Annotated in this window: 22 protein-coding genes, 2 tRNA genes and 2 rRNA genes; 15 read left to right on the top strand and 11 right to left on the bottom strand. The window is 43.9% G+C overall.

Annotated features, from left to right (window positions below):
* From MSG35_RS19050 to MSG35_RS19025, 6 genes are all read left to right on the top strand, one after another.
* Window positions 1-188 (top strand): 23S ribosomal RNA (locus tag MSG35_RS19050); the annotation flags it as partial.
* A gap of 93 nt (window positions 189-281) precedes the next feature.
* A 5S ribosomal RNA gene (gene rrf / locus MSG35_RS19045) occupies window positions 282-397 on the top strand.
* A gap of 79 nt (window positions 398-476) precedes the next feature.
* A tRNA-Asp gene (locus tag MSG35_RS19040) sits at window positions 477-553 on the top strand.
* A gap of 35 nt (window positions 554-588) precedes the next feature.
* A tRNA-Trp gene (locus MSG35_RS19035) sits at window positions 589-665 on the top strand.
* Window positions 666-1,111: 446 nt separating this feature from the next.
* On the top strand, window positions 1,112-1,951 hold the full coding sequence (gene mepA, locus MSG35_RS19030; RefSeq protein WP_248384760.1) for a penicillin-insensitive murein endopeptidase: 840 nt from the start codon (window positions 1,112-1,114) through the stop codon (window positions 1,949-1,951).
* Window positions 1,952-2,225: 274 nt separating this feature from the next.
* Window positions 2,226-2,534 carry a hypothetical protein gene (locus MSG35_RS19025; RefSeq protein ID WP_248384759.1) on the top strand — a complete coding sequence of 103 codons (309 nt, stop codon included), beginning with the start codon at window positions 2,226-2,228 and terminating at the stop codon, window positions 2,532-2,534.
* Between the two features lie 41 nt (window positions 2,535-2,575).
* Here the strand turns inward: MSG35_RS19025 and MSG35_RS19020 are convergent, their stop codons facing one another.
* From MSG35_RS19020 to rdgC, 3 genes are all read right to left on the bottom strand, one after another.
* Entirely contained in the window at window positions 2,576-2,830 is a 255-nt protein-coding gene (locus MSG35_RS19020; protein WP_004735061.1) for a YfhL family 4Fe-4S dicluster ferredoxin, read from the bottom strand.
* 34 nt (window positions 2,831-2,864) lie between these two features.
* On the bottom strand, window positions 2,865-4,268 hold the full coding sequence (gene yegQ / locus MSG35_RS19015) for a tRNA 5-hydroxyuridine modification protein YegQ (RefSeq protein ID WP_019823039.1): 1,404 nt from the start codon (window positions 4,266-4,268) through the stop codon (window positions 2,865-2,867).
* Between the two features lie 206 nt (window positions 4,269-4,474).
* Window positions 4,475-5,389 carry a recombination-associated protein RdgC gene (rdgC, locus tag MSG35_RS19010; RefSeq protein WP_048615190.1) on the bottom strand — a complete coding sequence of 305 codons (915 nt, stop codon included), beginning with the start codon at window positions 5,387-5,389 and terminating at the stop codon, window positions 4,475-4,477.
* 194 nt (window positions 5,390-5,583) lie between these two features.
* Here rdgC and phoB point away from each other — a divergent pair, with 194 nt between their 5' ends.
* Genes phoB through MSG35_RS18995 form a run of 3 tightly spaced genes read left to right on the top strand, consistent with a single transcriptional unit; the run spans window position 5,584 to window position 8,579 of the window.
* Window positions 5,584-6,273, top strand: coding sequence for a phosphate regulon transcriptional regulator PhoB (phoB, locus tag MSG35_RS19005; protein ID WP_004735064.1), 690 nt, complete (start codon window positions 5,584-5,586; stop codon window positions 6,271-6,273).
* Between the two features lie 33 nt (window positions 6,274-6,306).
* Window positions 6,307-7,605 carry a phosphate regulon sensor histidine kinase PhoR gene (gene phoR / locus MSG35_RS19000; protein WP_019823041.1) on the top strand — a complete coding sequence of 433 codons (1,299 nt, stop codon included), beginning with the start codon at window positions 6,307-6,309 and terminating at the stop codon, window positions 7,603-7,605.
* A gap of 17 nt (window positions 7,606-7,622) precedes the next feature.
* On the top strand, window positions 7,623-8,579 hold the full coding sequence (locus MSG35_RS18995; protein ID WP_122081864.1) for a phosphate ABC transporter substrate-binding protein PstS family protein: 957 nt from the start codon (window positions 7,623-7,625) through the stop codon (window positions 8,577-8,579).
* A gap of 78 nt (window positions 8,580-8,657) precedes the next feature.
* On the opposite strand, the gene ppx is transcribed toward MSG35_RS18995, so the two are convergent.
* Both ppx and ppk1 read right to left on the bottom strand, forming a co-directional pair.
* On the bottom strand, window positions 8,658-10,169 hold the full coding sequence (ppx, locus tag MSG35_RS18990; protein WP_248384758.1) for an exopolyphosphatase: 1,512 nt from the start codon (window positions 10,167-10,169) through the stop codon (window positions 8,658-8,660).
* Complete coding sequence (ppk1, locus tag MSG35_RS18985; RefSeq protein WP_248384757.1) at window positions 10,160-12,256, bottom strand: polyphosphate kinase 1; 2,097 nt, start codon at window positions 12,254-12,256, stop codon at window positions 10,160-10,162. Before ppk1 ends, ppx begins: the two co-directional genes overlap by 10 nt.
* A 200-nt stretch (window positions 12,257-12,456) precedes the next feature.
* Between ppk1 and MSG35_RS18980 the strand changes: the two genes are divergently transcribed.
* The 4 genes from MSG35_RS18980 to phoU all read left to right on the top strand — a co-directional run bounded on the left by MSG35_RS18980 (window position 12,457) and on the right by phoU (window position 18,086).
* Window positions 12,457-14,673 carry an ABC transporter permease subunit gene (locus MSG35_RS18980; RefSeq protein ID WP_059021436.1) on the top strand — a complete coding sequence of 739 codons (2,217 nt, stop codon included), beginning with the start codon at window positions 12,457-12,459 and terminating at the stop codon, window positions 14,671-14,673.
* Window positions 14,674-14,784: 111 nt separating this feature from the next.
* Window positions 14,785-16,494 carry a phosphate ABC transporter permease PstA gene (gene pstA / locus MSG35_RS18975; RefSeq protein ID WP_248384765.1) on the top strand — a complete coding sequence of 570 codons (1,710 nt, stop codon included), beginning with the start codon at window positions 14,785-14,787 and terminating at the stop codon, window positions 16,492-16,494.
* Window positions 16,495-17,313, top strand: coding sequence for a phosphate ABC transporter ATP-binding protein PstB (pstB, locus tag MSG35_RS18970; protein WP_009848269.1), 819 nt, complete (start codon window positions 16,495-16,497; stop codon window positions 17,311-17,313).
* 74 nt (window positions 17,314-17,387) lie between these two features.
* Entirely contained in the window at window positions 17,388-18,086 is a 699-nt protein-coding gene (gene phoU, locus MSG35_RS18965) for a phosphate signaling complex protein PhoU (RefSeq protein ID WP_009848270.1), read from the top strand.
* 9 nt (window positions 18,087-18,095) lie between these two features.
* Here phoU and MSG35_RS18960 read toward each other — a convergent pair whose 3' ends face one another.
* From MSG35_RS18960 to MSG35_RS18940, 5 genes are all read right to left on the bottom strand, one after another.
* Window positions 18,096-18,587 (bottom strand): hypothetical protein, encoded by a 492-nt coding sequence (locus MSG35_RS18960; RefSeq protein ID WP_248384756.1) that lies wholly within the window; start codon window positions 18,585-18,587, stop codon window positions 18,096-18,098.
* 146 nt (window positions 18,588-18,733) lie between these two features.
* Window positions 18,734-19,285, bottom strand: coding sequence for a porin family protein (locus MSG35_RS18955; RefSeq protein ID WP_248384755.1), 552 nt, complete (start codon window positions 19,283-19,285; stop codon window positions 18,734-18,736).
* Window positions 19,286-19,413: 128 nt separating this feature from the next.
* Window positions 19,414-20,343 (bottom strand): LysR family transcriptional regulator, encoded by a 930-nt coding sequence (locus MSG35_RS18950; RefSeq protein ID WP_248384754.1) that lies wholly within the window; start codon window positions 20,341-20,343, stop codon window positions 19,414-19,416.
* 99 nt (window positions 20,344-20,442) lie between these two features.
* Window positions 20,443-21,186 carry a copper homeostasis protein CutC gene (locus MSG35_RS18945; RefSeq protein WP_248384753.1) on the bottom strand — a complete coding sequence of 248 codons (744 nt, stop codon included), beginning with the start codon at window positions 21,184-21,186 and terminating at the stop codon, window positions 20,443-20,445.
* A 311-nt stretch (window positions 21,187-21,497) separates the two neighbouring features.
* The gene (locus MSG35_RS18940) at window positions 21,498-22,106 is read right to left on the bottom strand and encodes a peroxiredoxin C (protein WP_017062526.1); all 609 of its coding nucleotides are present in this window, start codon (window positions 22,104-22,106) and stop codon (window positions 21,498-21,500) included.
* A 210-nt stretch (window positions 22,107-22,316) separates the two neighbouring features.
* Here MSG35_RS18940 and MSG35_RS18935 point away from each other — a divergent pair, with 210 nt between their 5' ends.
* Window positions 22,317-23,222 (top strand): hydrogen peroxide-inducible genes activator, encoded by a 906-nt coding sequence (locus MSG35_RS18935; protein ID WP_017062525.1) that lies wholly within the window; start codon window positions 22,317-22,319, stop codon window positions 23,220-23,222.
* Between the two features lie 69 nt (window positions 23,223-23,291).
* Here the strand turns inward: MSG35_RS18935 and MSG35_RS18930 are convergent, their stop codons facing one another.
* Entirely contained in the window at window positions 23,292-23,738 is a 447-nt protein-coding gene (locus MSG35_RS18930) for a CBS domain-containing protein (protein ID WP_017062524.1), read from the bottom strand.
* A gap of 334 nt (window positions 23,739-24,072) precedes the next feature.
* Here MSG35_RS18930 and queA point away from each other — a divergent pair, with 334 nt between their 5' ends.
* Window positions 24,073-25,125 carry a tRNA preQ1(34) S-adenosylmethionine ribosyltransferase-isomerase QueA gene (gene queA / locus MSG35_RS18925; RefSeq protein WP_248384752.1) on the top strand — a complete coding sequence of 351 codons (1,053 nt, stop codon included), beginning with the start codon at window positions 24,073-24,075 and terminating at the stop codon, window positions 25,123-25,125.
* Window positions 25,126-25,177: the final 52 nt, after the last annotated feature.

Raw genomic sequence — 25,177 nt, 5'->3', positions numbered from 1 at the left:
CGGTAGCTAAGTTCGGAATCGATAACCGCTGAAAGCATCTAAGCGGGAAGCGAGCCTTGAGATGAGTTTTCCCTGGCGCTATAAGCGTCCTAAAGGGTTGTCGTAGACTACGACGTTGATAGGCAGGGTGTGTAAGTGCTGCGAGGCATTGAGCTAACCTGTACTAATTGCCCGTGAGGCTTAACCATACAACACCCAAGGGGTTTTGTGGACTCAAAGAAATACCAAACGCTTGAATGAGTTTGAAGAGAATTTAACAGCTTTCCGAATTTTAAAATTTGCTTGGCGACCATAGCATTGTGGACCCACCTGATTCCATGCCGAACTCAGAAGTGAAACACAATAGCGCCGATGGTAGTGTGGGGCTTCCCCATGTGAGAGTAGGACATCGCCAGGCTCCAAATTTATTTTCACTTTTTTGAAAAGTGAAGACAAAAAGTTTGAACACTTGTCAGCGACGACAAGTATTCCACTGCGGAGTGGTAGTTCAGTTGGTTAGAATACCGGCCTGTCACGCCGGGGGTCGCGGGTTCGAGTCCCGTCCACTCCGCCACTTATTCAGAGTTTCAGCTCTTTAAAACTGAAAATAGGGGTGTAGCTCCAATTGGCAGAGCAGCGGATTCCAAATCCGCGTGTTGGGAGTTCGAATCTCTCCACCCCTGCCATATTTAAGGCTCTAGCAGAAATGCTAGAGCCTTTTTGCTTTCTGTATCTAATATACGTCATTAGCAAAGCAGCGGACTCTCCGACTTACCAAAACAGCGTGTGTTGGGAGTCTAAACCTCCAACCTTTCCATATACTAAGCCTCAGCAGGAATGCTGGGGCTTTTTTGCATCTGTTGTTTCTACTAAGCAATGTTGGGATAACTAGGCGTTTTCGTAGCTCGCCAGCCCGATCTAATCTCCGGAGTGCCGGCTCAGTCCACCCCTGCCATATTCAAGGCTTTAGACAGCCTGTCCCAGCAGAAATGCTAGGGCCTTTTCCCCTTTCCTGTTTTATTGCTTTAACCCGTCTAATTTACTAACTACCGCCAATAATTTAAATACGATATGCACCTAATCCTAAATGGCGACTAATATAATGAGTAAGCGTCAGTAATTTGGGATTATTATGAGGTTCTTTTTTGCACTGGTTGTATTCTTTTGTTCATTTTCTCTATCAGCAACTTCGTGGGAAAAAGAGAGTCACCCTACTAAAAACTCATCCTCATCAATTGGAAGTTATGCTAATGGTTGTCTAGACGGCGCACAGGCTTTGCCGATTAATGGTTTGGGGTATCAGATCATTCGCCCTCAAAGAGAGCGCTACTATGGTCATACAGAAGCTATCAAGTTTATTGAGAGGCTAGGTGTCACGACCAGCGAGAAACTCAATACTAATTTATTGGTTGGTGATATTTCTCTTCCCAGAGGAGGACGCTTTTCTTCAGGTCATTCAAGTCATCAAACAGGGTTAGATATTGATATATGGCTAAGGTTAACCAGTAAGAGGTTGTCAGAGAACGAGTTAGCTGTGCCTAAACCTGTGAGCGTAGTGGATCTTACCAACTACAAATTGCGTCAATCGAATTGGACCGATGATCACTTTCAAGTTATTCGTTATGCGGCGAAAGATGAAAAAGTGGTGCGTATTTTTGTTCATCCAGTGATCAAGCAAACCCTTTGTGAACAAGAAGACTCTGACGCTAATGATAGAGCTTGGTTGGGAAAAATAAGACCTTGGTGGGGGCATCATTCCCACTTCCACGTCCGTTTAAAGTGTCCTGAAGGCAGTTCAAACTGCATAGCTCAAGCGAGCCCTCCTAAAGGTGATGGTTGTGGAGATGAACTTGCTAGTTGGGCTCCAAAGACTGTTCCAGTTCCACCTCCTAAAAAAGTAGCTAAAACTAAGAAAAAGAAAAAAGTTAAAGTGATGCCAAGTCAGTGTTTGGCCTTGATATCGAATAAGTAATCCTGTTCATCGAGGCTTTTTACAGTGGTACTGCCACTGGTTTTCTCGACTCTAAAACTGGAGAAACATCACACTTTTGTCTAGAGTTTATAAACACGAGATTAAGAACATCGTTTGATATTGATAAAACCAATAACGATATCAGCAAAGGCGATGACGAATTTGACAAGGTTTGGTCAGGGATTGAGTATTTTTGGGGTGAAAGATGCGGCTTATATGCAGTATACGAAATCAGAGTCTGATACCCGTCGATAGATAATTCAAGGATAAGACTATGACTATGATTTGTGCAAAGGAATTTTCAGAATGGTTAAGACATAGGTTTAACGCTGAAAGCTCGGGTATTTCTATTTCGAGAGATGACATTACCCAACTAACAGGCAGACAACGTTTAGATCCTAGTTTCGTAAATGATGTTCACTATGAATTGATGCAGTATGGAATGGCATTTGTGACCGATACCAGCAAGGAAAACTTTTATCTTGTTCCGATAGCTCAATCAATAAACTGGCGAGAACGACTCGAATATCAATTTGAAAAAGAGCTCTTCTGCAATATTTATCCAATCGGAAAATCAGGATGAAAAAAAGGTTCAACTTATGGTTAAGTTGAACCTTTCTTCTTTTAGGTCAAGCCTTGAATGATAACAAACTTCTCAAGTAGCTCGTCATCAGTTTCAATATGGTTTGGGTCAGTGATTATACATTTTGTAATTGGGCACACTGACTGACATGTTGGCTTTTCATAGTGACCTTTACACTCTGTACATAAATCTGGATCGATCTCGAAGATGCTGTCGCCCATAGTGATTGCACCATTTGGGCATTCAGGATCACACATATCGCAGTTTATGCACTTGTCAGTAATTAACAGAGCCATTATTTTCTTCTCAAGTAAGTCGCTTAAGTAAAAATTATTTGCCTGATGCGTTACGTGTATCTTGGCCTTCGCTCAAGTTACGCATCAGCAAGCCGTACTCTAGATCTAGATCTGCTGGTACAGGAATAAATACAAAGTGACCGTTACCTTTCGCATCGTCTACCGCTTCAGATTTACGATTTTCCATAACTTCCAGTTTGAAAACAACGTTACCTTTTGGTGTCATCATTTCTAAGCTATCGCCTACTAGGAACTTGTTCTTCACTTCTACTTCCGCTAGGTCGCCACGGCGCTTACCTGTGAACTCACCAACAAACTGTTGAGTGTCAGAGATAGAGTAACCGTACTCGTAGTTTTGGTAAGTATCGTGTGTATGGCGACGTAAGAAGCCTTCAGTGTAACCACGGTGAGCTAGGCTCTCTAGTGTGCCCATTAGGCTTTCATCGAATGGTTTGCCAGCCACTGCATCGTCAATAGCTTTACGGTAAACCTGAGCAGTACGTGCACAGTAGTAGAAAGACTTAGTACGACCTTCAATCTTCAGAGAGTGAACACCCATCTTAGTTAGGCGCTCAACGTGTTGGATTGCACGAAGGTCTTTTGAGTTCATGATGTAAGTACCATGCTCATCTTCAAACGCTGCCATTTTCTCTTCTGGCTTGTGTGATTCAGAAAGCAGAACCACTTCGTCTGTTGGTTTACCAAGACCTAGTGTGTTGTCTGGACGTTCATCTTGAACTTCAACTTCTTGAATAGCGACACCAGTTGGATTAGCTTCAACGATCTGACCATTTTCGTCTTCTTTCGCTGCCTCTGTTTTGTATTCCCAGCGGCAAGCGTTGGTGCAAGTACCTTGGTTTGGATCGCGCTTGTTCATGTAACCAGAAAGCAGACAACGGCCTGAGTAAGCCATGCAAAGTGCACCGTGAACAAAGATCTCTAGCTCTGTTTCTGGGCAGTGTTCGCGAATCTCTTCGATCTCTTCAAGCGATAGCTCGCGAGATAGGATCACACGCTCAACACCTTGAGTTGACCAGAACTTAACGGTCGCCCAGTTTACTGCGTTTGCTTGAACAGAAAGATGGATTGGCATTTCAGGGAATGCTTCACGAACCATCATGATAAGACCAGGATCTGACATGATAAGCGCGTCAGGGCCCATATCGACAACTGGTTTAAGGTCGCGAATGAATGTTTTTAATTTAGAGTTGTGTGGCTGAATGTTACATACAACATATAACTTTTTGCCTTGAGCATGAGCTTCATCGATACCGATTTGTAGGTTTTCGTGATTGAACTCGTTGTTACGAACACGAAGGCTGTAACGTGGCTGGCCTGCGTAAACTGCATCTGCGCCGTAGGCGAATGCGTAACGCATGTTCTTAAGGCTTCCTGCCGGTGATAATAGTTCAGGTACAAATGGTTTTTGTGTAGTCATTGCTTCGTTCTCTAATCTGATCTCAAGTCAGGTTGATACCACCAAGTGATATCAAAGGGGCGCAAATTTTACGCTAAAATGAGTTTGGTTGATAGCCCTAAAGATAGCAATGACATTAACAAGAGGGCAGAGAGGCAAATATAAGTGGGAACTTAGTGAGAAATAAGCTCAGACACCCTTAGCACCTGAGCTTATAGTTTGACTGATTAAGCGTTAGGTTGAGTTAACCCGCCTAATGATTCAAATAGATTTGGAAGGAAAACACTGAACTCACCACAAAGTAGAGAGAAGTCTGCATCAAAACGCGCAGCTTGATCTTCACGAGGAATATCGTCGTTTTCGTCTTTGAGCTCATCACTGAATTTTAGGCGTTTGATGCTGCCATCTTCTGCAAGAATGAATTCAATACGGTCTTGCCAGTTGATAAGAAGTTTCGTCACCATCTTGTTGGCTTCGATGTGGTTTTTAATCTCATCAGCTTCTAGTTCTTGTTTCTTAACTCGAACAATACCGCCGTCTTCTTGAATAGATTTTAGTTCTGCTTCATCAAGCATAGTGATGCCTTGAGGTGTATCACCTGATTTCACCCACTCCGTCAGTGTCGTTTCAATCGCTTGCTCTGGAATAGCTGGCACTACTGGCAGGCTACCCATTGTCTTACGTAGCAATGCTAATACATCTTCTGCTTTTTTGTAGCTGCTCGCATCAACCACAATGAAACCTTCTTTTGGCATGATCAGCGCGTAAGTGAAGTTGCTGCGGCTGAATGCGCGAGGAAGTAGATCAATGATGATGTCTTCTTTTAGGTTGTCTTTCTCTTTCTTTTTCAGAGGTGTACCAGACTCTGCCTCAAGCGTTTCTACTTTTGCGTTCAATGATTCTTTGATCACAGAAGCGGGTAGCATTTTCTCTTCTTTCTTTGCACAGATAAGAATGCGGTTTTCTGATACGTGCGTCATCATATCGCCATGTCTACCCATTGCGTGTACCCAACCAAACTTCTGTTTGTCTTGGCTACCACAAGGGGTAAAGCGGAATTCTTCAAGTTGTTTCTCTAGCTGATCTGCGTTGAAATCAATATCACGGTTGAAGCGATAGACTAGGCAATTTTTAAACCACATAAATTTTTCTCATACCTTTTTAGAAGTGCTTCATGATATGAGATCTAATTCGATTTGTCCCTAGCTCTGTATCAAAAGTTATAAAGTGAAATGTTTGAGACAGTTATATGAAAATTTGTTTTCAAAGGTCACAAAAGTGTCATAATTAACTCAGATAATGCAATGCGTTGATTAAATACAAAGGCTATTCAATTATGTCGAGAAGGATTCTGGTCGTTGAAGATGAAGCACCTATTCGTGAGATGCTGTGTTTCGTGCTTGAACAAAAAGGCTACCAAGCAGTAGAGGCTGAAGATTACGATACAGCGGTAAACAAGCTATGTGAACCTTTCCCAGATCTAGTATTACTAGATTGGATGCTACCTGGTGGTAGCGGGATAAACTTTATCAAGCACATGAAGCGTGAAGAGTTAACTCGCAACATCCCAGTGGTGATGCTAACGGCTCGTGGCGAAGAAGAAGATAAGGTTCGTGGTTTAGAAGTAGGCGCTGATGACTACATCACCAAGCCATTTTCACCAAAAGAGCTTGTCGCTCGCCTGAAAGCGGTTATTCGCCGTGTAACGCCTACCGCACTGGAAGACGTGATTGATGTGCAAGGTCTTAAGTTAGACCCTGTATCTCACCGCGTTACCGCAAGCGAAGGTCCGGTTGATATGGGACCAACAGAGTTCAAAATGTTGCACTTCTTTATGACACACCAAGAGCGTGTGTACAGCCGAGAGCAACTGCTGAATAACGTTTGGGGCACCAACGTTTACGTTGAAGACCGTACCGTTGACGTACATATTCGACGCCTGCGTAAAGCACTTGAATCTGCAGGTCACGACAAGCTAATCCAAACGGTTCGCGGCGCGGGCTACCGTTTTTCTACAAAGGCTTAGTGTGGCTTCGCTACCCAGTTTACGGAGTCCTGAATGGTTGAAAAGTTAACCTGGAAAAAGCTGGCTTGGGAGCTGGCTTTTTTTTACGCACCTTGGGTTTTAGTTGGATGGATATTCGGCTACCTACCTTGGTTACTGCTGGCTGCTACGGTATTGCAGCTTGGCTGGCATCTACACAATCAAATGCGTTTGTCCGCATGGTTGTGGGATGAGAAGCGTCTAACGCCACCATCAGGTTCTGGGAACTGGGAATCTTTGTTCAACGGTATTTATCGTATGCAGCAGAGACAGCGTCGCAAACGTAAAGAGCTGACCAACCTAATTCGCCGTTTCAGAAATGGTGCAGAATCCCTTCCCGATGCCGTTGTGGTATTTCGCGGTGAAGGCAATATCGTTTGGTGTAACAAGCTTGCTCAGTATTTACTTGGGTTTCGCTGGCCAGACGATTCAGGACAACCGATCTCTAACTTGATCCGCACGCCGGACTTCATCAAGTATCTTAATAAACAAGACTTTTCAGAACCGTTAGAGATGCCTTCGCCACTTAACGTGGAACGTATGCTTGAGCTTCGTATCGTGCCGTATACCGAGGGTGAACACCTGATGGTGGTACGTGATGTTACTCAGCTAAAGCAGCTAGAAGGCATGCGTCGTAACTTCTTTGCTAACGTTTCTCACGAGCTACGAACTCCAATGACCGTACTTCAGGGCTACCTTGAAATGACGGAAGATCCAGACATGGTCGTTGGCCCTATGTGGCCTAAGGCTCATGGTGTGATGACCGAGCAATTGAATCGCATGAACAGTCTGGTCAATCAGCTATTAACACTTTCAAAAATCGAAGCGGCGCCGATGCATGAGCTCGATGAAGTGGTGAACGTTCCGGCGATGCTTGAGGTTCTTGAGAAAGAAGCGGCCAGCCTAAGTGGTGATAGAGAGCATAAGCTTGAGTTTGATATCGATAAGAGCCTACGCGTTCTCGCTGATGAAGATCAGTTGAGAAGTGCGATATCGAATCTGGTTTACAACGCAGTGAAATACACACCACCGGGCGCGACGGTTAAAGTGCGTTGGTACCAGACCAGTCAAGGTGCATGTTTAGATGTGTCAGACACCGGAGACGGTATCGAGCCACAACACTTACATCGACTCACAGAGCGTTTCTATCGTGTAGATAAAGCACGCTCACGTGATACCGGTGGTAGTGGTCTTGGATTGGCGATTGTGAAACATGCGCTTAGTCACCATGACTCACATTTAGAAATTCAAAGTGAAGTAGGAGTCGGTAGTCGATTCCATTTCACATTACCAAATCGACTGACAGTGTCATGAGCTGTTTGACACGCAGGATGCGTTTGCCAATCAGCTCATTATTAGCGTTTGCTTTGGCCAACCCTGTTCATGCCGAACTGGGTGTCGACTCTCTTCCTGATTATTCTAAGGTTCCGGGCATTTCTGGGAGCTTATTATCGGTAGGTTCGGATACCTTAGCGGGCATGACGACGTTATGGGTGGAAGAGTTTAAATCTTACTACCCGAACGTTAACGCTCAAGTCCAAGCATCTGGTTCTTCTACTGCGCCTCCAGCCTTAACCGAAGGTACTGCCCATCTAGGACCAATGAGTCGTCCGATGCGCTTGCGAGAAGTAGAGGCGTTTGAAAGAGAACATGGTTATAAACCGACAGCACTGCGAGTGGCGATCGATGCGATTGGACTTTTTGTGCACAGAGATAATCCTATTGAGGGGCTCAATTTCCGTCAGATTGATGGCATCTTTTCCGAGACATTACGCTGTGGTGCGACGAAACCGCTGAACGATTGGCAAGATCTAGGCGTCGACCAACCTTGGGCGAAACATCGATTCCAGCTGTTTGGGCGCAATTCCGTTTCGGGAACCTATGGCTATTTCAAACAAAACGCATTATGTGGTGGTGACTTTAAGAACCGAGTCAATGAGCAGCCAGGTTCTGCATCGGTTGTACAGTCGGTCGCATCATCAATCAGCGGCATAGGTTACTCAGGTATTGGTTATCGTGTCGCTGGCGTTAAGCTAATTCCTATTGCTGAGCATGGTTCTGATTATGTAGAGCCGACTCGAGCGAATATCTTGAGTGGTGATTACCCTCTATCACGCTTTCTTTATGTATACGTGAATAAACACCCAGATAAACCGCTTTCTCCCGTTGAGAGAGAGTTCCTCACTTTTGTGTTCTCAAAGCAAGGACAAGAACTTGTAGAGAAAGATGGCTATTTAGCAATACCGTCTGAGTTCGCAGAGCAAGAGTTGGCAAAAGTCGGGCTCTGATTGAGGCTACGATAAACTTAGATAAGAAACGTATGAACAGCTTGCGATGTCGCAGGCTGTTTTAATTTTGACTGTTCGTTATTTTAGCTTCAACGACCATCCTGCATTTTGCCAACGTTGTTGCTCTTCTCTGAGTTCACAATCAAGCAGTTGGTTTTGGGACAACCAATCGCTGTTAGATCCTTTCAATTCCCAGTTATCTTGTTGTTCAATCGTTAGAGTTACGTCTGGAGTTAGTGCTTGATTTCGCTGACGGTTGAGTAAGATAGCGAGTCTCAATATACGAATCAGCAGGGTGATTTGTTGTTGGGTAAACAGAGAAAGTTCCGGCAAATCTTGTAGCTTGAGCGATTTTCTTTGATAGCGAACCAATGTTGATATAAAACGCTGCTGCTCAGTATTGAAGCCTGGCATTGTCGTGTGCTTAAGCAGATAGGCCGAATGGCGGTGATAACCTTGGAATGCAATGCTTTGTCCTACCTCATGAAGCAACGCAGCCCAACCAAGCAGATCATACAGCTCATTAGTGACCGCAGTTGTCACTTGAGGTTGCACTTGTTTCAGCAATGCAAGGGCGAGCACTTTCACTTTCTCGCCATGAGTTACGTCTACATGGTATCGAGAAACGAGCGTTTCGGCAGTTCTTGTTCGAACATCAATATCTTTAAACCGATCCTCCATGTCATATAGAACGCCTTCTCTCAGGGCACCATCAGAAAAATGTAACTCCTTGATGTCTAGCGTATCCATGGCTGCTGAAAGAATGGTGACGCCTGCAGCAAACACAGGCTTTCTCTCATCACTTAAGCCTGAAAGATTTAAGGTGTTGGATGATGAAAACTCACATAAGTGATTCTTCAAATAAGACAGGCGTTGGGGCGTAATGAGACCGTCGGTGAACCCTAAGCCAATGAGTACCTCTTTTATTGATTTAGCAGTCCCTGATGAGCCAAAAGCGATTCCCCAAGGGGCTTTTGTGTATTCTTCAATCAATGGCATCAATAGACGAGTAGCTGAGGTATAAGCATCTGAGAAGTGTCGTGAAGTTAGTCCTTCGTCAGCAAAGAAACGTTGAGTGAAGTTGACGCATCCCATCGGTAAACTGCGCATAATTAGAGGAGTAAAGCCTTGTCCAGCAACGAGTTCGGTACTGCCACCACCGATATCAATAACCAACTTAGATTCAGAAGCGGTTTGAGTGTGCTCTACACCGTTATAGATTATTCGAGCTTCTTCTTGACCGGAAATGATCTCTATTGGAAAAGGAAACAGTGGTTTGGCTTGCTCTAAGAAGTCTTTAGCGTTTTTGGCTTTTCTTAGGGTATGAGTCGCAACAACTCTGACATCATCAAGCTCAAAATCCGCCAGTCGCTCTGCGAACACCTTGAGGCATTCTAGGCCTCGCTCGATAGCGCTTTCGGATAGGACGTTACGTTCATCCAATCCATCACCTAATCTGACTTTCTGTTTGTGTCTGCTGACTAATTGCAGGTGTTGATCGAATACTCGGGCAACCACCATGTGAAAGCTGTTCGAACCCAAGTCGATAGCGGCAATACATCGAGAATGTTTGTTATCAATTAGCGGCATGATTTCTTCTCTTGTTTGTACTTCTTGCGAGCAAGTTTCTCCATACGTTTAATATAGTGGTAAGTGGAGAGTTGTGACGTCGAGTAATCAAGTGGGTTTGCTGGTGGTTGTATGTAAGGGTTGCTCATCGCTTGGTCTAGCACTCGAGCTTTGTTGCTGTCATCGAAATGAAACTCGGTGATATCGATAATGGTTTGCTTGATCTTTGGATCTAAAATTGGAGCTGCAACTTCGATGCGGTGATCAAAGTTTCGTGTCATCCAGTCAGCGGAAGATATATAGACCTTCGGCTTTCCAGCGTTACCAAATATCATCACTCTCGGATGTTCGAGAAAACGGTCGACCACACTGACAATCTCAATATGGTCACTGATGTTGGGTATGCCAGGGACAAGAGAGCACATGCCGCGAATGACCATTCTCACTTTTACATTGGCTTGGCTAGCCTGATAAAGCTTTTCAATGATCTCTCGATCGACCAAATTGTTGAGTTTTAGAGTGATGTTCGCAGGCTTACCTTCTATCGCATTTTGTATTTCGTTATCTATCAACTGATACAGACGTTTTCTTGTATTCTTCGGTGACACAATCAGTTGTTTGAACTGGGACTTTTGATAAGGATTTTCAATGTACTTAAAGACTTGCCTCACCTCTTGAGTCAAATCTTCATTCGCAGTGAGCAGAGAAAAATCGGTATATACGCGCGCTGTCACTTCATGAAAGTTGCCAGTGCCAATATGGGCATAATGCTCGGTATGCTTGCCTTCTTTTCGTTTGATGAGCAGCAACTTGGAATGGATCTTCAAACTTGGGATGCCATGGATGACTTTTACACCCGCTTCTTGAAGTTTCTTGGTCCATTGAATGTTGGCTTGCTCATCAAAGCGTGCTTGCAGCTCGACAACCACAGTGACCTTTTTGCCATTGTGTGCTGCATCGATGATCGAGCTGAGGAGTTTTGAGCCTTCCGCAACACGGTAAACGTTTATTTTGATGGAGGTTACCTTCGGGTCAAAGGAAGCCTGCCTAACCAGTTCAGTGATGTGACTAAAGGTGTGATAAGGGTAATGGAGTAAAATGTCACGAGCTTTGATCGCTTCGAAATAGTTTGGGTAATTATTGAAATGCGCGCACTTAATCGCGGGTAGCGGGCGATTAATTAAATCACGTCGATTAAGGCTTGGGAACTCAGAGAAATGTTTGAAGTTATGATAACGCCCACCTGCGATGACACTGTCATAGTCAGACAGTTTAAGTCTGACTTGTAAGAAGTTGAGCATTTCAGTTGGCATTTCAGATTCATAGATCAGACGTATCGGCAGTGCTGTTAAGCGCTGTTCTAAACCTAATGACATCGATTCTAATAGGTTATTTTCATTGTCTTCTTGAAGATCATAATCGGCATCACGTGTCATTTTTATCGCAAAACAACGTAATGAGTCATACTCAAAGAAGCCTTTAAGCAAGTCACCCAAACAAAATCGAACTATATTATCTAACAAGATCAAAGTTGTACGCTGCGAACCCGAAGGTTCCGGTAGCTTAACAAATCGAGGGAGTGTCTCTGATGGGATTTCGAGTAAGACATATTGAGAAGATGCCTCACGCTCGATGTCGATGGCTAAGTAACTTTGTTCGTCTTTGAGAATGTTGAGCAACTGGCTATCTTCGTTCAAGAGAAGCGGCGTTAAGTGTGGCAGTACTTTTTTCTTAAAGTACTTTTTTATCCAGCTACTCTGTTCTTCGCTGATTTGCTGTTCGTTGACCAGAAAAATACGATTACGTGCCAATTCCAATAGCAAATCGTTATACAGTTCATGAAATTGAGCATCGAGCTTGCTCGCTTTACTCTGCATTTGAGTCAGCAAGGTTTTCGGTGAGTTGGAGGTTAGTTGTGGATCTTGAAGTAAGATCTTTCGCTTCACATCAGCAAATCGGACTTTGTAAAACTCATCGAGGTTTTTCGAGTAAATACCTAAAAAACGAACTCTTTCGATTAAGGGGACTGACCTATCTGCCGCTTCTTGGAGCACTCTTTCGTTGAAGGATAACCAGCTAAGTTCTTTTGTGACATAGTCTTTTTCCATCGAGATGAGAATCCTTGAGTACTGGCTATAGAGCTGAATACTTTAAATTAGAATGGCAAAATGCACAAAATCTATGATCTTACTTTAAGAAATATGGTTAACAAACTTGTTATTAGTTTCAGTTGTTTAACGTAACTTGTAATATAATTGTCATCTAACGTACATATTATGTCAGTAGCTAAAAAAAGGTAGATAAACAGATGGCTTCAGCCCAATTTTCATTGAAAGAGCGCGACAAAAAAAGATGGTTGAAAGATCGTCTCGTCCGTTTTTCGGTGACATGTGGCGCGGTCAGTGTTCTAGCGGCCCTAGTATTGATCTTTGTTTACTTGGCAATGGTCATTTTACCGGTATTTTCAGATACTGGTTTAGAGACCGACCAAGCCGTAAAGACCGTTGCCGTAGAAGAGCCTATCGTCTTATCGGTTGATGAATATGGTCAACATGCATTTACTATCGAAAAATCAGGTTTGGTACAGTTTTGGGACTTAGAGTCTCAAAATACACACTCTTACTTTGAGCGTGATGTTGTAGCCAACCCCATCGCCTTTTCTCGAAATACCCCATCTGAAAATTGGTTTGCCTTTGCCGACAGCGCAAGCAATCTTACTTTTTTCTATCCTGAGTATAGTGCGCCTGTGCTGAAAAAGGGCAGTGAAGCCGAACCTAAAATTGAGCAAATTACTCTCCCTGAACCGTTTTTAAATGATGAATCATCAAATGGGGCGACGATCGACAAATTCGCGTTCTCTAAAAATGGACGTGGGATTACGGTTGCCGCTCAGTTAAGTGACCAACGAGTCTTGGTTAAGTGGTATCAGAGTGACCTTACTGGTCAGTATGTTTTTCAGAAGAGTCAATGGCTATCGGATAAGCTGGGCTTGCAACAGCAACTGCTTGTCACACCTGATGGGCAAACTTTATACCTACGAGCACAATCGGATTTGGTTGTTTTGAAGCTATCAGATAACGGTTTTGATGTTCGTGAAGTGATTGATCTTAGCTTGAATGATGCGAAGCATTCGGTGAAAAGTATTGATTTATTGTCTGGTGCATACTCGTTGTTGGTTACGCATGAGGACGGACAGGTTTCTCAGTGGTTCGATGTACTCAAAGATGAAAAACGTAGCCTGACCCATATTCGAGACTTCCAACTTGCTGAACAAGTGCAATTTATTCTTCCTGATACTTATAGAAAGGGTTTTTATAGCTTCTATAAGAACGGCACATTACAAAGCCACTATACGACCAGTGAAAAGCTGTCGTTGTTTGAACGAGCTTTTGATAAATCACCACAACTGGCGGCTATGTCTGCTAATGAACTGCATCTGGCGACTTTGATTGATGGCACCATCAGTGTCGCTAAAGTCGACAATGAATACCCACAAATCTCATTCTCATCACTTTGGCAAAAGGTCTGGTATGAAAGTTACCCTGAGCCGCAATACGTTTGGCAATCAACGTCGGCTAACGATGACTTTGAAGAGAAATTCAGTTTAGTACCTATCACGTTCGGTACTATTAAAGCCGCTCTGTTTGCGATGATGTTTGCTGTGCCTGTTGCTGTGCTCGGAGCTATTTACACCGCTTACTTCATGTCTCCACGCATGCGAAGAGTGGTGAAGCCTTCTATAGAACTGATGGAAGCACTTCCGACCGTGATCATCGGATTCTTGGCCGGGCTTTGGTTTGCTCCAATCGTCGAGACGCATTTAACGGCTGTCTTCTCATTAATGGTGCTATTACCACTGAGCACACTGTTGACTGGACTTGTTTGGTTCTGTTTACCGAAGATAGTAACGGGGCGCTTCTCTAATGGTTGGCACGCGCTGATATTGATTCCGGTATTGGTGATTACAGTGGTTGCTGTGTTTGCTGGTGGAAGCAACATTGAAGCCTTATTGTTTGGTGGTGATATTCGTACCTTCTTGGCCAACTATGGCATCGACTTTGACCAACGTAATGCGCTGGTGGTTGGTTTTGCTATGGGCTTTGCGGTCATCCCAACGATTTTCACTATTGCGGAAGATGCTATTTTCTCTGTACCTAAACATTTGTCTGATGGCTCGTTAGCGTTGGGTGCGACGGCGTGGCAGACGCTTATTTATGTGGTGCTATTGACGGCGAGTCCAGGTATCTTTTCTGCGGTTATGATGGGCCTAGGGCGAGCGGTTGGTGAAACCATGATCGTCTTGATGGCGACCGGTAATACTCCAATTCTTGACTGGAATATTTTGGAAGGGATGAGAACCTTATCGGCAACGATTGCTGTTGAGCTACCAGAATCAGAAGTAGGCGGTTCTCATTTCCGCTTGCTGTTCTTGGCTGCACTCTTGCTGTTTATCTTTACATTCGCGGTGAACTCAGTTGCTGAGTGGGTTAGACAAAGACTGAGAGATAAATATCGTGCGCTGTAATTTTAAAGGTTTGCCTCAATGTGTATCAATGGCTTTTAGTGGCTTGACTAGCGTGTCTCGTGATCTTTGCAGCTCCTTGATTTCAGCACGCCAAGAGCAAGGTCGATCATGATGAATAAACTGAAGTCATTATTATCTTGGGTTAAATCGGGCTCTCCGTGGATCTGGCTAACGGGTGGGGCGGTGAGCATAAGTATGCTTTCTGTTCTTGGCCTAATGCTGCTGATTGGTTGGAAGGGCTTAACTTATTTTTGGCCCGCTCCCTTGTACCAATGGCAAGTTGATTCCAAAGACTTATCACTCGTGGTCGATCTTGACGAAACCGTATCAAAACAAGATGTATTGGTTGGTCAGTTATATGAACGAAAATACATCCCGATAGAGCAAGTTCCACAAGTCCATGATCTCTTGTCACCTCAAAATTTGTCGACTGGGCTAATACAGCGCTTAAGCATTAAAGTTGCCAACAGAGAGCTGTACCCTGCGGACTTTGTCTCCATACTGGATGTTAACTTACGTGAACCCACCACCCCGCTTGATTGGGTTGTGATTGAACGAAGTAGAGGTGGTTACTTCTTTGGTAAGCCAGTGGGTTTTAAAACCGCTTCTGGCACTTTTGATTCGAACATAGACCAAAAGCTCGAACAAGGCTTAGCGTTCGCTGATACATTACGTAAAGAAACGTCGCGTGTTGTGAACCAAGAAATTCGCAATATCAGCTGGCAACTGGAAAACCTGCGCTTAGAAAAGCGTAAGCTTGAACTCAATGAGTCAGTGAGCGAGGAATATCTTACAACCTATACTCAAACTAAACTGGAATTAAACCGCCAGTTGGATGAAGCCGAAGTTAAGCTTGAGCACCTTAGAACGCAGCTTAATGTCGAAAGCTTGCTGGTTGAGGATATGACAGGCGATCTGGTCGAGATCTCGCTCAGCCACATTCTGGATTATTGGTACCCGAATAATATGTCTTACCTAGAAAAGGTTGGGCATTGGGGTAAACAAGTTTGGAAGTTCTTATCAGAGAACCCTCGAGACTCAAACTCTGAAGGCGGTGTATTTCCTGCCATTTTCGGCACGGTACTGTTAGTTATTCTCATGTCGATCGTCGTGATGCCTCTTGGCGTGGTCGCTGCGATATATCTTCATGAGTACGCAAAAAATAACGCACTAACACGTTTGATTCGTATCGCTGTGATTAACTTGGCGGGTGTACCTTCAATCGTGTATGGCGTTTTTGGTTTAGGCTTCTTTGTCTATACCATTGGTGGCTCGATTGATACGTTGTTTTATGCAGAGCGATTACCTGCACCGACATTTGGTACGCCGGGTCTACTTTGGTCAGCACTAACCTTAGCGGTCTTGACGCTTCCAGTCGTTATCGTAACCACTGAAGAGGGCTTAACGCGCATTCCTAGTGCAGTGAGGCACGGTTCATTAGCGCTTGGTGCGACTCAATTTGAGACGCTTTGGCGCATTGTTTTACCGATGGCAAGCCCAGCGATTATCACTGGTTTAATTTTGGCAATCGCGAGAGCCGCGGGGGAAGTTGCTCCACTCATGCTGGTGGGTGTTGTGAAATTAGCATCCAGCTTGCCAGTTGATGGTCAGTTCCCGTACCTACACTTAGACAGAAAGTTCATGCATTTAGGCTTTCATATCTATGATGTTGGTTTTCAAACCTCTAATATCGAAGCGGCACGACCTTTAGTGTATGCGACTTCATTTTTATTGGTTACGGTGATTGTTGGGTTGAATTTAACAGCCATCAATATCCGTAATAACTTGCGTGAAAAATACCGAACCTTAGGACAAGATTAGATGTTCTCGATTAATGAAACCTTGGGTTACCAAGCACCACTTGATGTTCACAACCTGAAGGATGAGCAAATTGCTATCTCGATTGAAGGGCTAAATCTTTACTATAAAGAGAGCCAAGCACTTGATGATATCTCGATGCAGATCCCGAAGGGGCAGGTGACGGCGTTTATCGGCCCTTCTGGCTGTGGTAAGTCGACTCTGCTGCGCTGCATTAATCGCATGAACGATCTTGTTGAAGGCTGTAAGGTTTCCGGCAAAGTGAAGCTTCATGGCAAGAATGTCTATCACCCTAAGGTAGATGTCGCGACCTTACGACGTCGTGTTGGTATGGTATTCCAGCGTCCCAACCCTTTTCCTAAATCTATCTATGAGAATGTGGTTTATGGCTTGAGGCTGCAAGGTGTTAGCAATAGCCGAGACCTTGATGATGCGGTTGAGCGCTCTCTGCGCGCTGCTGCATTATGGGATGAAGTGAAGGACCGTTTGCATGAGAACGCTTTTGGTTTATCTGGCGGTCAACAGCAGCGTTTGGTTATCGCTCGTGCGGTTGCTATTGAGCCTGAAGTGCTTTTGTTAGATGAGCCGACATCGGCACTGGATCCTATTTCTACTTTGACGATTGAAGAGCTGATCAACGATCTCAAAACCCAATACACAGTGGTGATTGTTACCCACAACATGCAACAAGCCGCACGCGTAAGTGACCATACTGCCTTTATTCATATGGGAAAATTGATCGAGTACTCAGATACGGACTCAATTTTTACGTCTCCATTGAAAAACCAGACGGAAGACTACATTACTGGTAGATATGGCTAACCTCTCCAAAGGTGTCATCTAGAGCTAAGTCACTCTACAAAAATGGCTTTCTTCATTTCTTTCAAGGAGCAAGTATGCATTTCGGTCGCCACATTTCAGGGCAATTTAATGTCGAGTTAGAATCGATCCGTACTCATGTATTGACCATGGGCGGGTTAGTGGAGCAGCAACTCTCGTTTGCAATGCAGGCGCTTCATAAAGACGATGTTGAACTGGCCAAAAAAGTGATTCGTGATGACCACAAAGTGAATGCGATGGAAGTGTCGATTGATGAGGCGTGTACTCGAATCATTGCAAAGCGTCAGCCAACAGCGAAAGATCTGCGTTTGATTATGGCGATCATCAAAACGATTACCGATCTGGAACGTATTGGCGATGTTGCTTCTAAAATTGCGCAAGGTGCTATTGAGATCCCTTCGACCAAAGAGCAGAAATTCCATGTTTCGTTAGAGCCTCTTTGCCGTCAGGCAATCACCATGCTTCACCAAGTATTAGATGCTTTTGCTCGTATGGATGTCGATGCTGCGGCAGAAGTTCACAAGCTTGATGATAAGTTGGATGCGGAGTACGAGGCCGTTATTCGTCAGTTAATGACCTATATGATGGAAGATCCTAAGAACATTCCTAATATTTTGCAGGTGATGTGGTCAGCGCGTGCGATCGAGCGAGTCGGAGACCGTTGCCAGAATATCTGCGAATACATTATTTACTTTGTGAAAGGTAAAGATGTACGTCACCTAGGCGATCAAAGCCTTGATGACGCACTAAAATAGCGTTTATCTTTAGAAGCTAATAATGGCACCAAGATTGAAATTGACCGTTGTGTCGTAAGGCACAAAGGTTTTGTTGTGATCAAAAATATTCATATCAACACCAGCACGTAATCCAAGCATTGGTGTCGCTTGGTAAACGTAGGCACCACCGAGGCTTATACCATGTGTTGTTTTCTCTTCTACTTCGCCTGAGCGCGTTTTTGTACCGTCATAACTTGCCACACCAATCTCAGCCTGAAAGCCGTGGATTTGGTTTCTTCCAAACATGTTTTGGATACCAACACGATACGCATCAACCGTTTCGTCATATCGATCGCTGTCATACCAAAGGTGAGAATAGCTAAAATAGACGGCACCTAAATTTGCCACATCAGTGATGCCCGCCTGCACTCCGAAGCCATGATAAGAGCCAATTTTTAGTTCCGGGGATAAATGAAGAGCACTTGCTGAAACGGAAGTAGAAAGGGTAGATAGTAAAAGCAGGGAAGTTTTTATCTTCATAAAAATACCTAAAGCAATTAGCCGTCCGTGGCTGCAATGAATTTTGATTCGAATTGTTCGAAAGTGGGTCAACTTTGATGAGGTGTTAGAAACCAGCAATTGACTGATCGCAAAAAGCCAGTTTAGACACTGGCTTGTTCAATCAATTAGAAGCGGTAACCGACAGTCCATGAGAATGTGTCGTAATCTACGTCATCGTAGCTCGCGAATTCAAAGCGCATGTCAGTGTATAGGTGTGGCCCGAACTCAGCTCGACCACCTAGGCCAACAACGAAACTGGTATCGTTGTATGACTCAGTCCACTTTTTGTCTAGGATGCTAATTGAATTATCTTCACTTTGACGAGCTAGGCCCAGAACACCATAAGGTTTCAAAGAGAAGCCATCTAATTCAAATTTATAACCGATATCAGCATCAACTTGGAATTTGTAACCATCGATCTCGGCTTTTATACCTTCAACGTTTTCGTCGTCACTATTCGTTGCGTAAGAAACGTTGATACCTACGATACGGTTAAATTCATAACCATATTCAAGTTTGATACCGTTACCCCAATCAACTGTGTCATCAGTTAGCCAATCGTCTACCTGAGTTTGGTTGTAACCGATACCCACACGGTGTTGGCTGTCAAAGTTGTTTGCAAAAACTGGAACAGAAAGTAGTGAAGCTGAAATTAGGCTAGTAAGTGCAATTTTCATATTAGTCTCTATTTAGGGTTAACTTAACTGCACGATCCTTCGTAGTTCAGTTTCCGTTTTGATAGGGCTAATATTAAACAGTGTTTTATTTTTCGGCTAAGTAGATATTAGTATCTCTATAATAAGTGTTACTTATTAATCTGAGTTGATAGTGCTTTTTGTATTAACTCAAATAACCAATTGGTAGTAGGGGAGTTTCTGTTTTTAGTATGTAAGTGGCAGTAAACAGGAATTTTGTGAGGCTCGCCATCTATCACAACATCAATTCCGCGTAGGGTTGGGTAATTATCCACGAGGAAAAGGTTCGAATGTGGCATGTACATATCTGTATGTTGAATGACATCAATGACTGCCATAATTAGCTCACTACGGAAGCCAACATTATGTTCAACGGAGAGATCCGTTAGGATATCTGATGCCAAACTATGGTTGTCGTTCCAGCCGGGTGTGACTAGTGAAGCGATATCGTACCCTGCCACATCATAAGGTGTAACGATTTCTTGCTTTAAAGGGTGGTCTTTTCTTACAAAAATACGCCCTGTCAGTTCAATTAACTTCTTCGTATAAACTTCTTTACTCGTTTTAGTGCCAAGGTAACTGATCCCCATCAACACCTCACCTTTCTGAATATCAGAAACAGAAGCATTGGTCCAAGAGAGTAATTCTAGATTCGCATTCGGAGCTTGCTCTCTTATCATCTTAAATAAAGAACCAGATAAACAAGATAGCACGATAGGTGATAGAGCTATTTTAAGTGTGTAATCGATCTCTTTCGGATCAAAAGCGTTCGATGTATTAATCGCGATAGATAGACCGTCCATGAACGGTTTGATTTGATTAGTGAGCTGCTCTGAAAATGCCGTAGGTTGTAAGCCTCCATGAACCTTTACAAAAAGGTCATCGTTGAAGTGGTGTCTTAGCTTTTGTAGGGCTTGGCTAACCGCCGGCTGAGAAACGAATAAACGCTCCGCAGCCTTTCTGGTGTTTTTTTCTTGATAAACAATCAAAAATGTTCGTAACAGGTTTAAATCAAGAGAGCTGAATAAGTCTTTAGCCATATCTATCCATGAAAGTTTTCTGCGCTATTAAATCTAATATACGTCAGTCAGTTAGATTAGTCAGCGAGGTTCTCTGGATTTGTGCTAGCGACTATTGCCCTAAGCGATTAGAGAGGCTCTTACATCGGATATCTTGTTAGCGTCGGTCACTGGGATCTGATAATCATCAATATCATCACTGCCCATTTGAGCACTCGAGTTGTTTTCCATTAGGCTCGGTCTTGTTGATTTACCTGAAAGGTGAAGAGCAGGTACTTGAGCGGTGTTTTGAATCATTTTAGCATTTGCAGCGTTAACGCCAGCCCCCGCCATGATATCAACTCGTCCATCGGCTTGTTTGACCATTGCTGCTAATACATCGATGCCTAGTTCAGCATTCACAGCAAGCCCTGATGTCAGGACTCTTTCGCATCCAAGTGAAATGATCTGCTCTAATGCTGCTTGGTAATCAGAGCTTTGATCGATGGCTCTGTGGAAGGTAATCCCAAGCTTTAACGAGTGCGCTTTATCAGCCAGTTGTTGCATCTTTGGCATATCAATACTTCCGTTCGGCGCTAACACACCAAGTACGACCCCATCCAATCCTGCATTTGCACAAGCTTCAATATCTTCAAGCATACAGAGCATATCGTCATCATCGAAAATAAAGTCGCCTTGTCTTGGGCGTATCATAGCGTAGACCGGAACGGACGAAATTATTGCCGCTTGCTTCATCATTCCGAAGCTTGGAGTTAATCCGCCAAGTGCTAAGGAAGAGCAAAGCTCAATTCGATTCGCGCCACCAGATAGTGCGTTATGAAGAGATTCTAAGTTATCGATACAGACTTCAATTTCGGTGTTCATCGTGTTTATCCGTTCAAAAAGATACTGATGAAATAATAGCAATCTAGATACGGACATGAATAGGCAGTGCTAGAGGGAAATAGGGGTAAAGTTTGGGTTTAGAGCTACCTCAATTATGTATCACAAGAGACAGCTTACGGTGAAGGCTAGTGAGAAAACAAAAAGCCCGAAGCGTTAACTTCGGGCTTTTAATAGGACTTTACTTCTTAACTGATTGGCGGTGCGCTTTGCGCTATTAGCTTATGCTTTATGTCTCTTTATAGAGAGTCTTCCAACCATTAACCCGCGTTGAGTTCGGGCTTAAGAGGTAATTACTTGCTTAGGTCGTCAGCGTGCTCAGATAGGAATGCTGCAACACCTTTTGGAGATGCGTCCATACCTGATTTACCTTCTTCCCATTGTGCAGGACAAACTTCACCGTTCTTCTCGTGGAAGTTTAGTGCGTCTACCATGCGTAGCATTTCGTCGATGTTACGACCTAGTGGAAGATCGTTAACTACTTGGTGACGTACAAGACCGTCAGCGTCGATTAGGAAAGAACCACGGAAAGCAACGCCTGCTTCTGGGTGCTCAACATCGTATGCTTTGCAGATCTCGTGCTTAACGTCAGCAATTAGAGGGTATTTAACTTGACCGATACCGCCATCAGCGATAGCAGTGTTACGCCATGCGTTGTGAGAGAATTGAGAATCGATAGAAACACCGATTACTTCAACGCCTTTAGCTTGGAAATCTTCAAGACGGTTGTCGAAAGCGATTAGCTCTGAAGGACAAACGAAAGTGAAGTCTAGTGGGTAGAAGAAAACTACAGCTTTCTTACCTTTAGTGAATTCTGCGAAGTTGAAGTTATCAACGATCTCACCGTTACCTAGAACAGCTGCTGCAGTAAAGTCAGGGGCTTGACGACCTACTAGTACCATTTTGGAATCTCCTAAAAAATTAGTTGGCCCAACACATCTTTGTTTGGGCTCCGTTTCTACGGGACAAACTATAGTACAATCGGTACTATAGAAAAAAGCGAATTAAATAGATTAAGTTAATCGAAAAAAGCGATAAGCTTATTCTTTGTCCTGTCCTTAGGTCGAATGACCTTTACGTAACTTATCCTACTCATATTACAAAGTAATTTCATGAATAAATGGCCAAGTCTTAAGCAACTTCACTATCTTGTTACTCTTCACGAAACTCGTCATTTCAGTGATGCCGCTGATCGCTGCTTCGTCAGTCAATCTACGTTAAGTAAAGGCATTCAAAACCTAGAAGAACTCATTGGTTGCCCGCTTTATGAGAAGAAAGATAAAAAGAGCCCGCTAGTTTTCACGCAAGCAGGTGAGCTGGTGGTCAAGCACGGTCGAGAGCTACTAGCGAAAGGGCAAGATCTGGTTGAACTTGGAAATCTATGTAACGGGGATGCGATGCAAGGACAATTGCGAGTTGGGTGTATCCCTACCATTGCTCCTTTTCTTTTGTGCGATTTGGTACAAGAAGCCAACCAGCGCTTTCCACAATTAAATTTGCTGTTACGTGAAGACACAACAACCAACCTATTGGCTGCGCTGCGTCATGGAGACTTAGATGTGCTGATTCTGGCTTTGCCAGTCGACATCGACAATATGGAGAGCCAAGTTGTTGGGCAAGATCCGTTTAGAATGGTGATCAGTCGTAATCAAGCTGATGGTATTCGTGTTCCGATTAAATACGATGATCTGCCAGACGAATCTGTATTTTTGCTGGAGAACGAACACTGTTTAACCGAGCATGCAGTATCGGCTTGTAAGTTAACGGATAAAGAGAAGATCAACCCGTTCACAGCGACGAGTCTTCACACATTAGTGCAAATGGTGGCCAATGGTTTAGGAACCACCTTTATTCCGCAAATGGCGATCGACCACGGTTTATTGGAAAACCAGAATCTTGTTGTGATCGACCCTCCTGGGCAACAGGCCTACCGAGATATTGGCCTTGTTTGGCGACCAAGCTCTTCGCGTCGTGAGACATTCCATCAATTAGCGGATGTGGTATCTGAGCTTCTGTAATAATCCGCTGCGACAACAATCCCTTTGAGCGGCTGAATTGGCCGCTCTTCTTTATATCACTTCCGAGCGTTACTCTACTTCCGCTTCTTCTGGCTCTACTTCTTCTTGCAGCTCCAGCAAATTGATCGCTATCGTGACGAAATCGCTGTCTGTAATTATGCCTACTAGTTCGTGGTTTTCTACGACAGGTAAACAGCCCACTTTGTGCTTCTGCATATAAATAGCCGATTCTTTTAATCCTGCACGCGGCTCTACCGACATAACACTTTTGTGCATGATGTCGTTGAGGGGAGTAGCAAGAGTAAAAGATTGAGCTTGTGGGATGTTTTGTAGGCTGGATTCTTGAGCGGCTAGAACGTCTCGTTGTGTGACGACACCAAGTAGTTGCCTGTCGGAATCAACGACCGGAATATGGCGGATATCAAGCGCTTCCATCATGTGCTTAGCATCGGCCAGTGAGTGTGAGCGCAATAGGGTATGAGGGTTGCGAGTCATCATATCTTCAACCTTGATCATACGAACCTCCTTCTTTTTTATTTGTTGCTATTACTATAGTTTTTTATCCAAAAAATAACTGAGATCTGACGCATTCTTGGGTGAGTTTTATGCAACTAATTCTTTAGTTTGAGGAGGTGAATCAGTCGCATTATTTTACGCCTCTTTACAATAATCCAGTGCTGTAAACCTTGCTATTGCGGCTCGTGTGCCTATACTAGCCCACTGCGAAATTTTTAGTCGTGTTTGCGATGTGTTTCTGGTAACGATTGACTTACCGTAACGATTATCCAGCAACTACGATTTATGATTCGTCAACGGCACAAATCTCATCAACTAAGACAAGACTAGACACATGCAAGTTTCAGATTTTCACTTTGACCTACCAGATGAACTCATTGCTCGCTACCCTCAAGAGGAGCGTACAGCAAGCCGCCTGCTTAAATTAGATGGCAACAGCGGTAACCTAGCTGATGGTTCGTTTAAAGACGTTTTAGACTTGGTTGAGCCAGGCGATCTTGTTGTTTTCAATAACACTCGAGTGATTCCAGCTCGTGTATTTGGTCGCAAGGCATCAGGCGGTAAGCTTGAAGTGCTGGTTGAACGCATGCTAGATGAGAAAAGCATTCTTGCGCATGTTCGTTGTTCTAAATCACCGAAGCCGGGCACCAAGTTGTTCCTTGGTGAGAACGATGAATATGAAGCTGAAATGGTGGCGCGTCACGATGCGTTATTTGAAATCCATTTCACATCCGATCAAAGCGTTTTAGAGATTCTTAACAGTGTGGGTCACATGCCACTGCCTCCTTACATCGATCGTCCTGATGAAGATGCAGATAAAGAGCGCTACCAGACGGTCTATAATGAGAAGCCGGGTGCGGTTGCAGCGCCAACAGCAGGCCTTCACTTTGATGACAAGCTAATGGCTGACATGAAAGAAAAAGGTGTTGAGTTTGCTTACGTGACGCTTCACGTTGGTGCTGGTACGTTCCAGCCAGTAAAAGTTGATAATATTAACGATCACCACATGCATGCTGAGTACGTTGAGGTGCCGCAAGAAGTGGTTGACGCCGTAGCTGCAGCAAAAGCTCGTGGCGGCCGTATTATTGCTGTTGGTACAACATCAGTACGCTCACTAGAAAGTGCAGCACAAGATGCATTGAAGACAGGCACCGAACTCGTTCCTTTCTTTGGTGATACAGAAATCTTTATCTTCCCTGGCTATGAATACCAGTTGGTGGATTGCTTGATTACCAATTTCCACTTACCAGAATCAACGTTGATTATGTTGGTGAGTGCATTTGCTGGTTACGATAATGTGATGGGCGCATACGATCACGCAGTGAAGAGCGAATACCGTTTCTTCAGCTACGGCGATGCTATGTTCATCAACAAGAAAACGAGCTAATTTAAGCTGGTTTAAGCGATACAAAAATTTACGGGTGCTAGCAGTAAGCTAG

The organism is Vibrio sp. 1CM23M, assembly GCF_023161755.1.
Lineage (GTDB): Bacteria > Pseudomonadota > Gammaproteobacteria > Enterobacterales > Vibrionaceae > Vibrio > Vibrio coralliirubri.
This window is presented reverse-complemented; position numbering and strand designations above follow the sequence as displayed.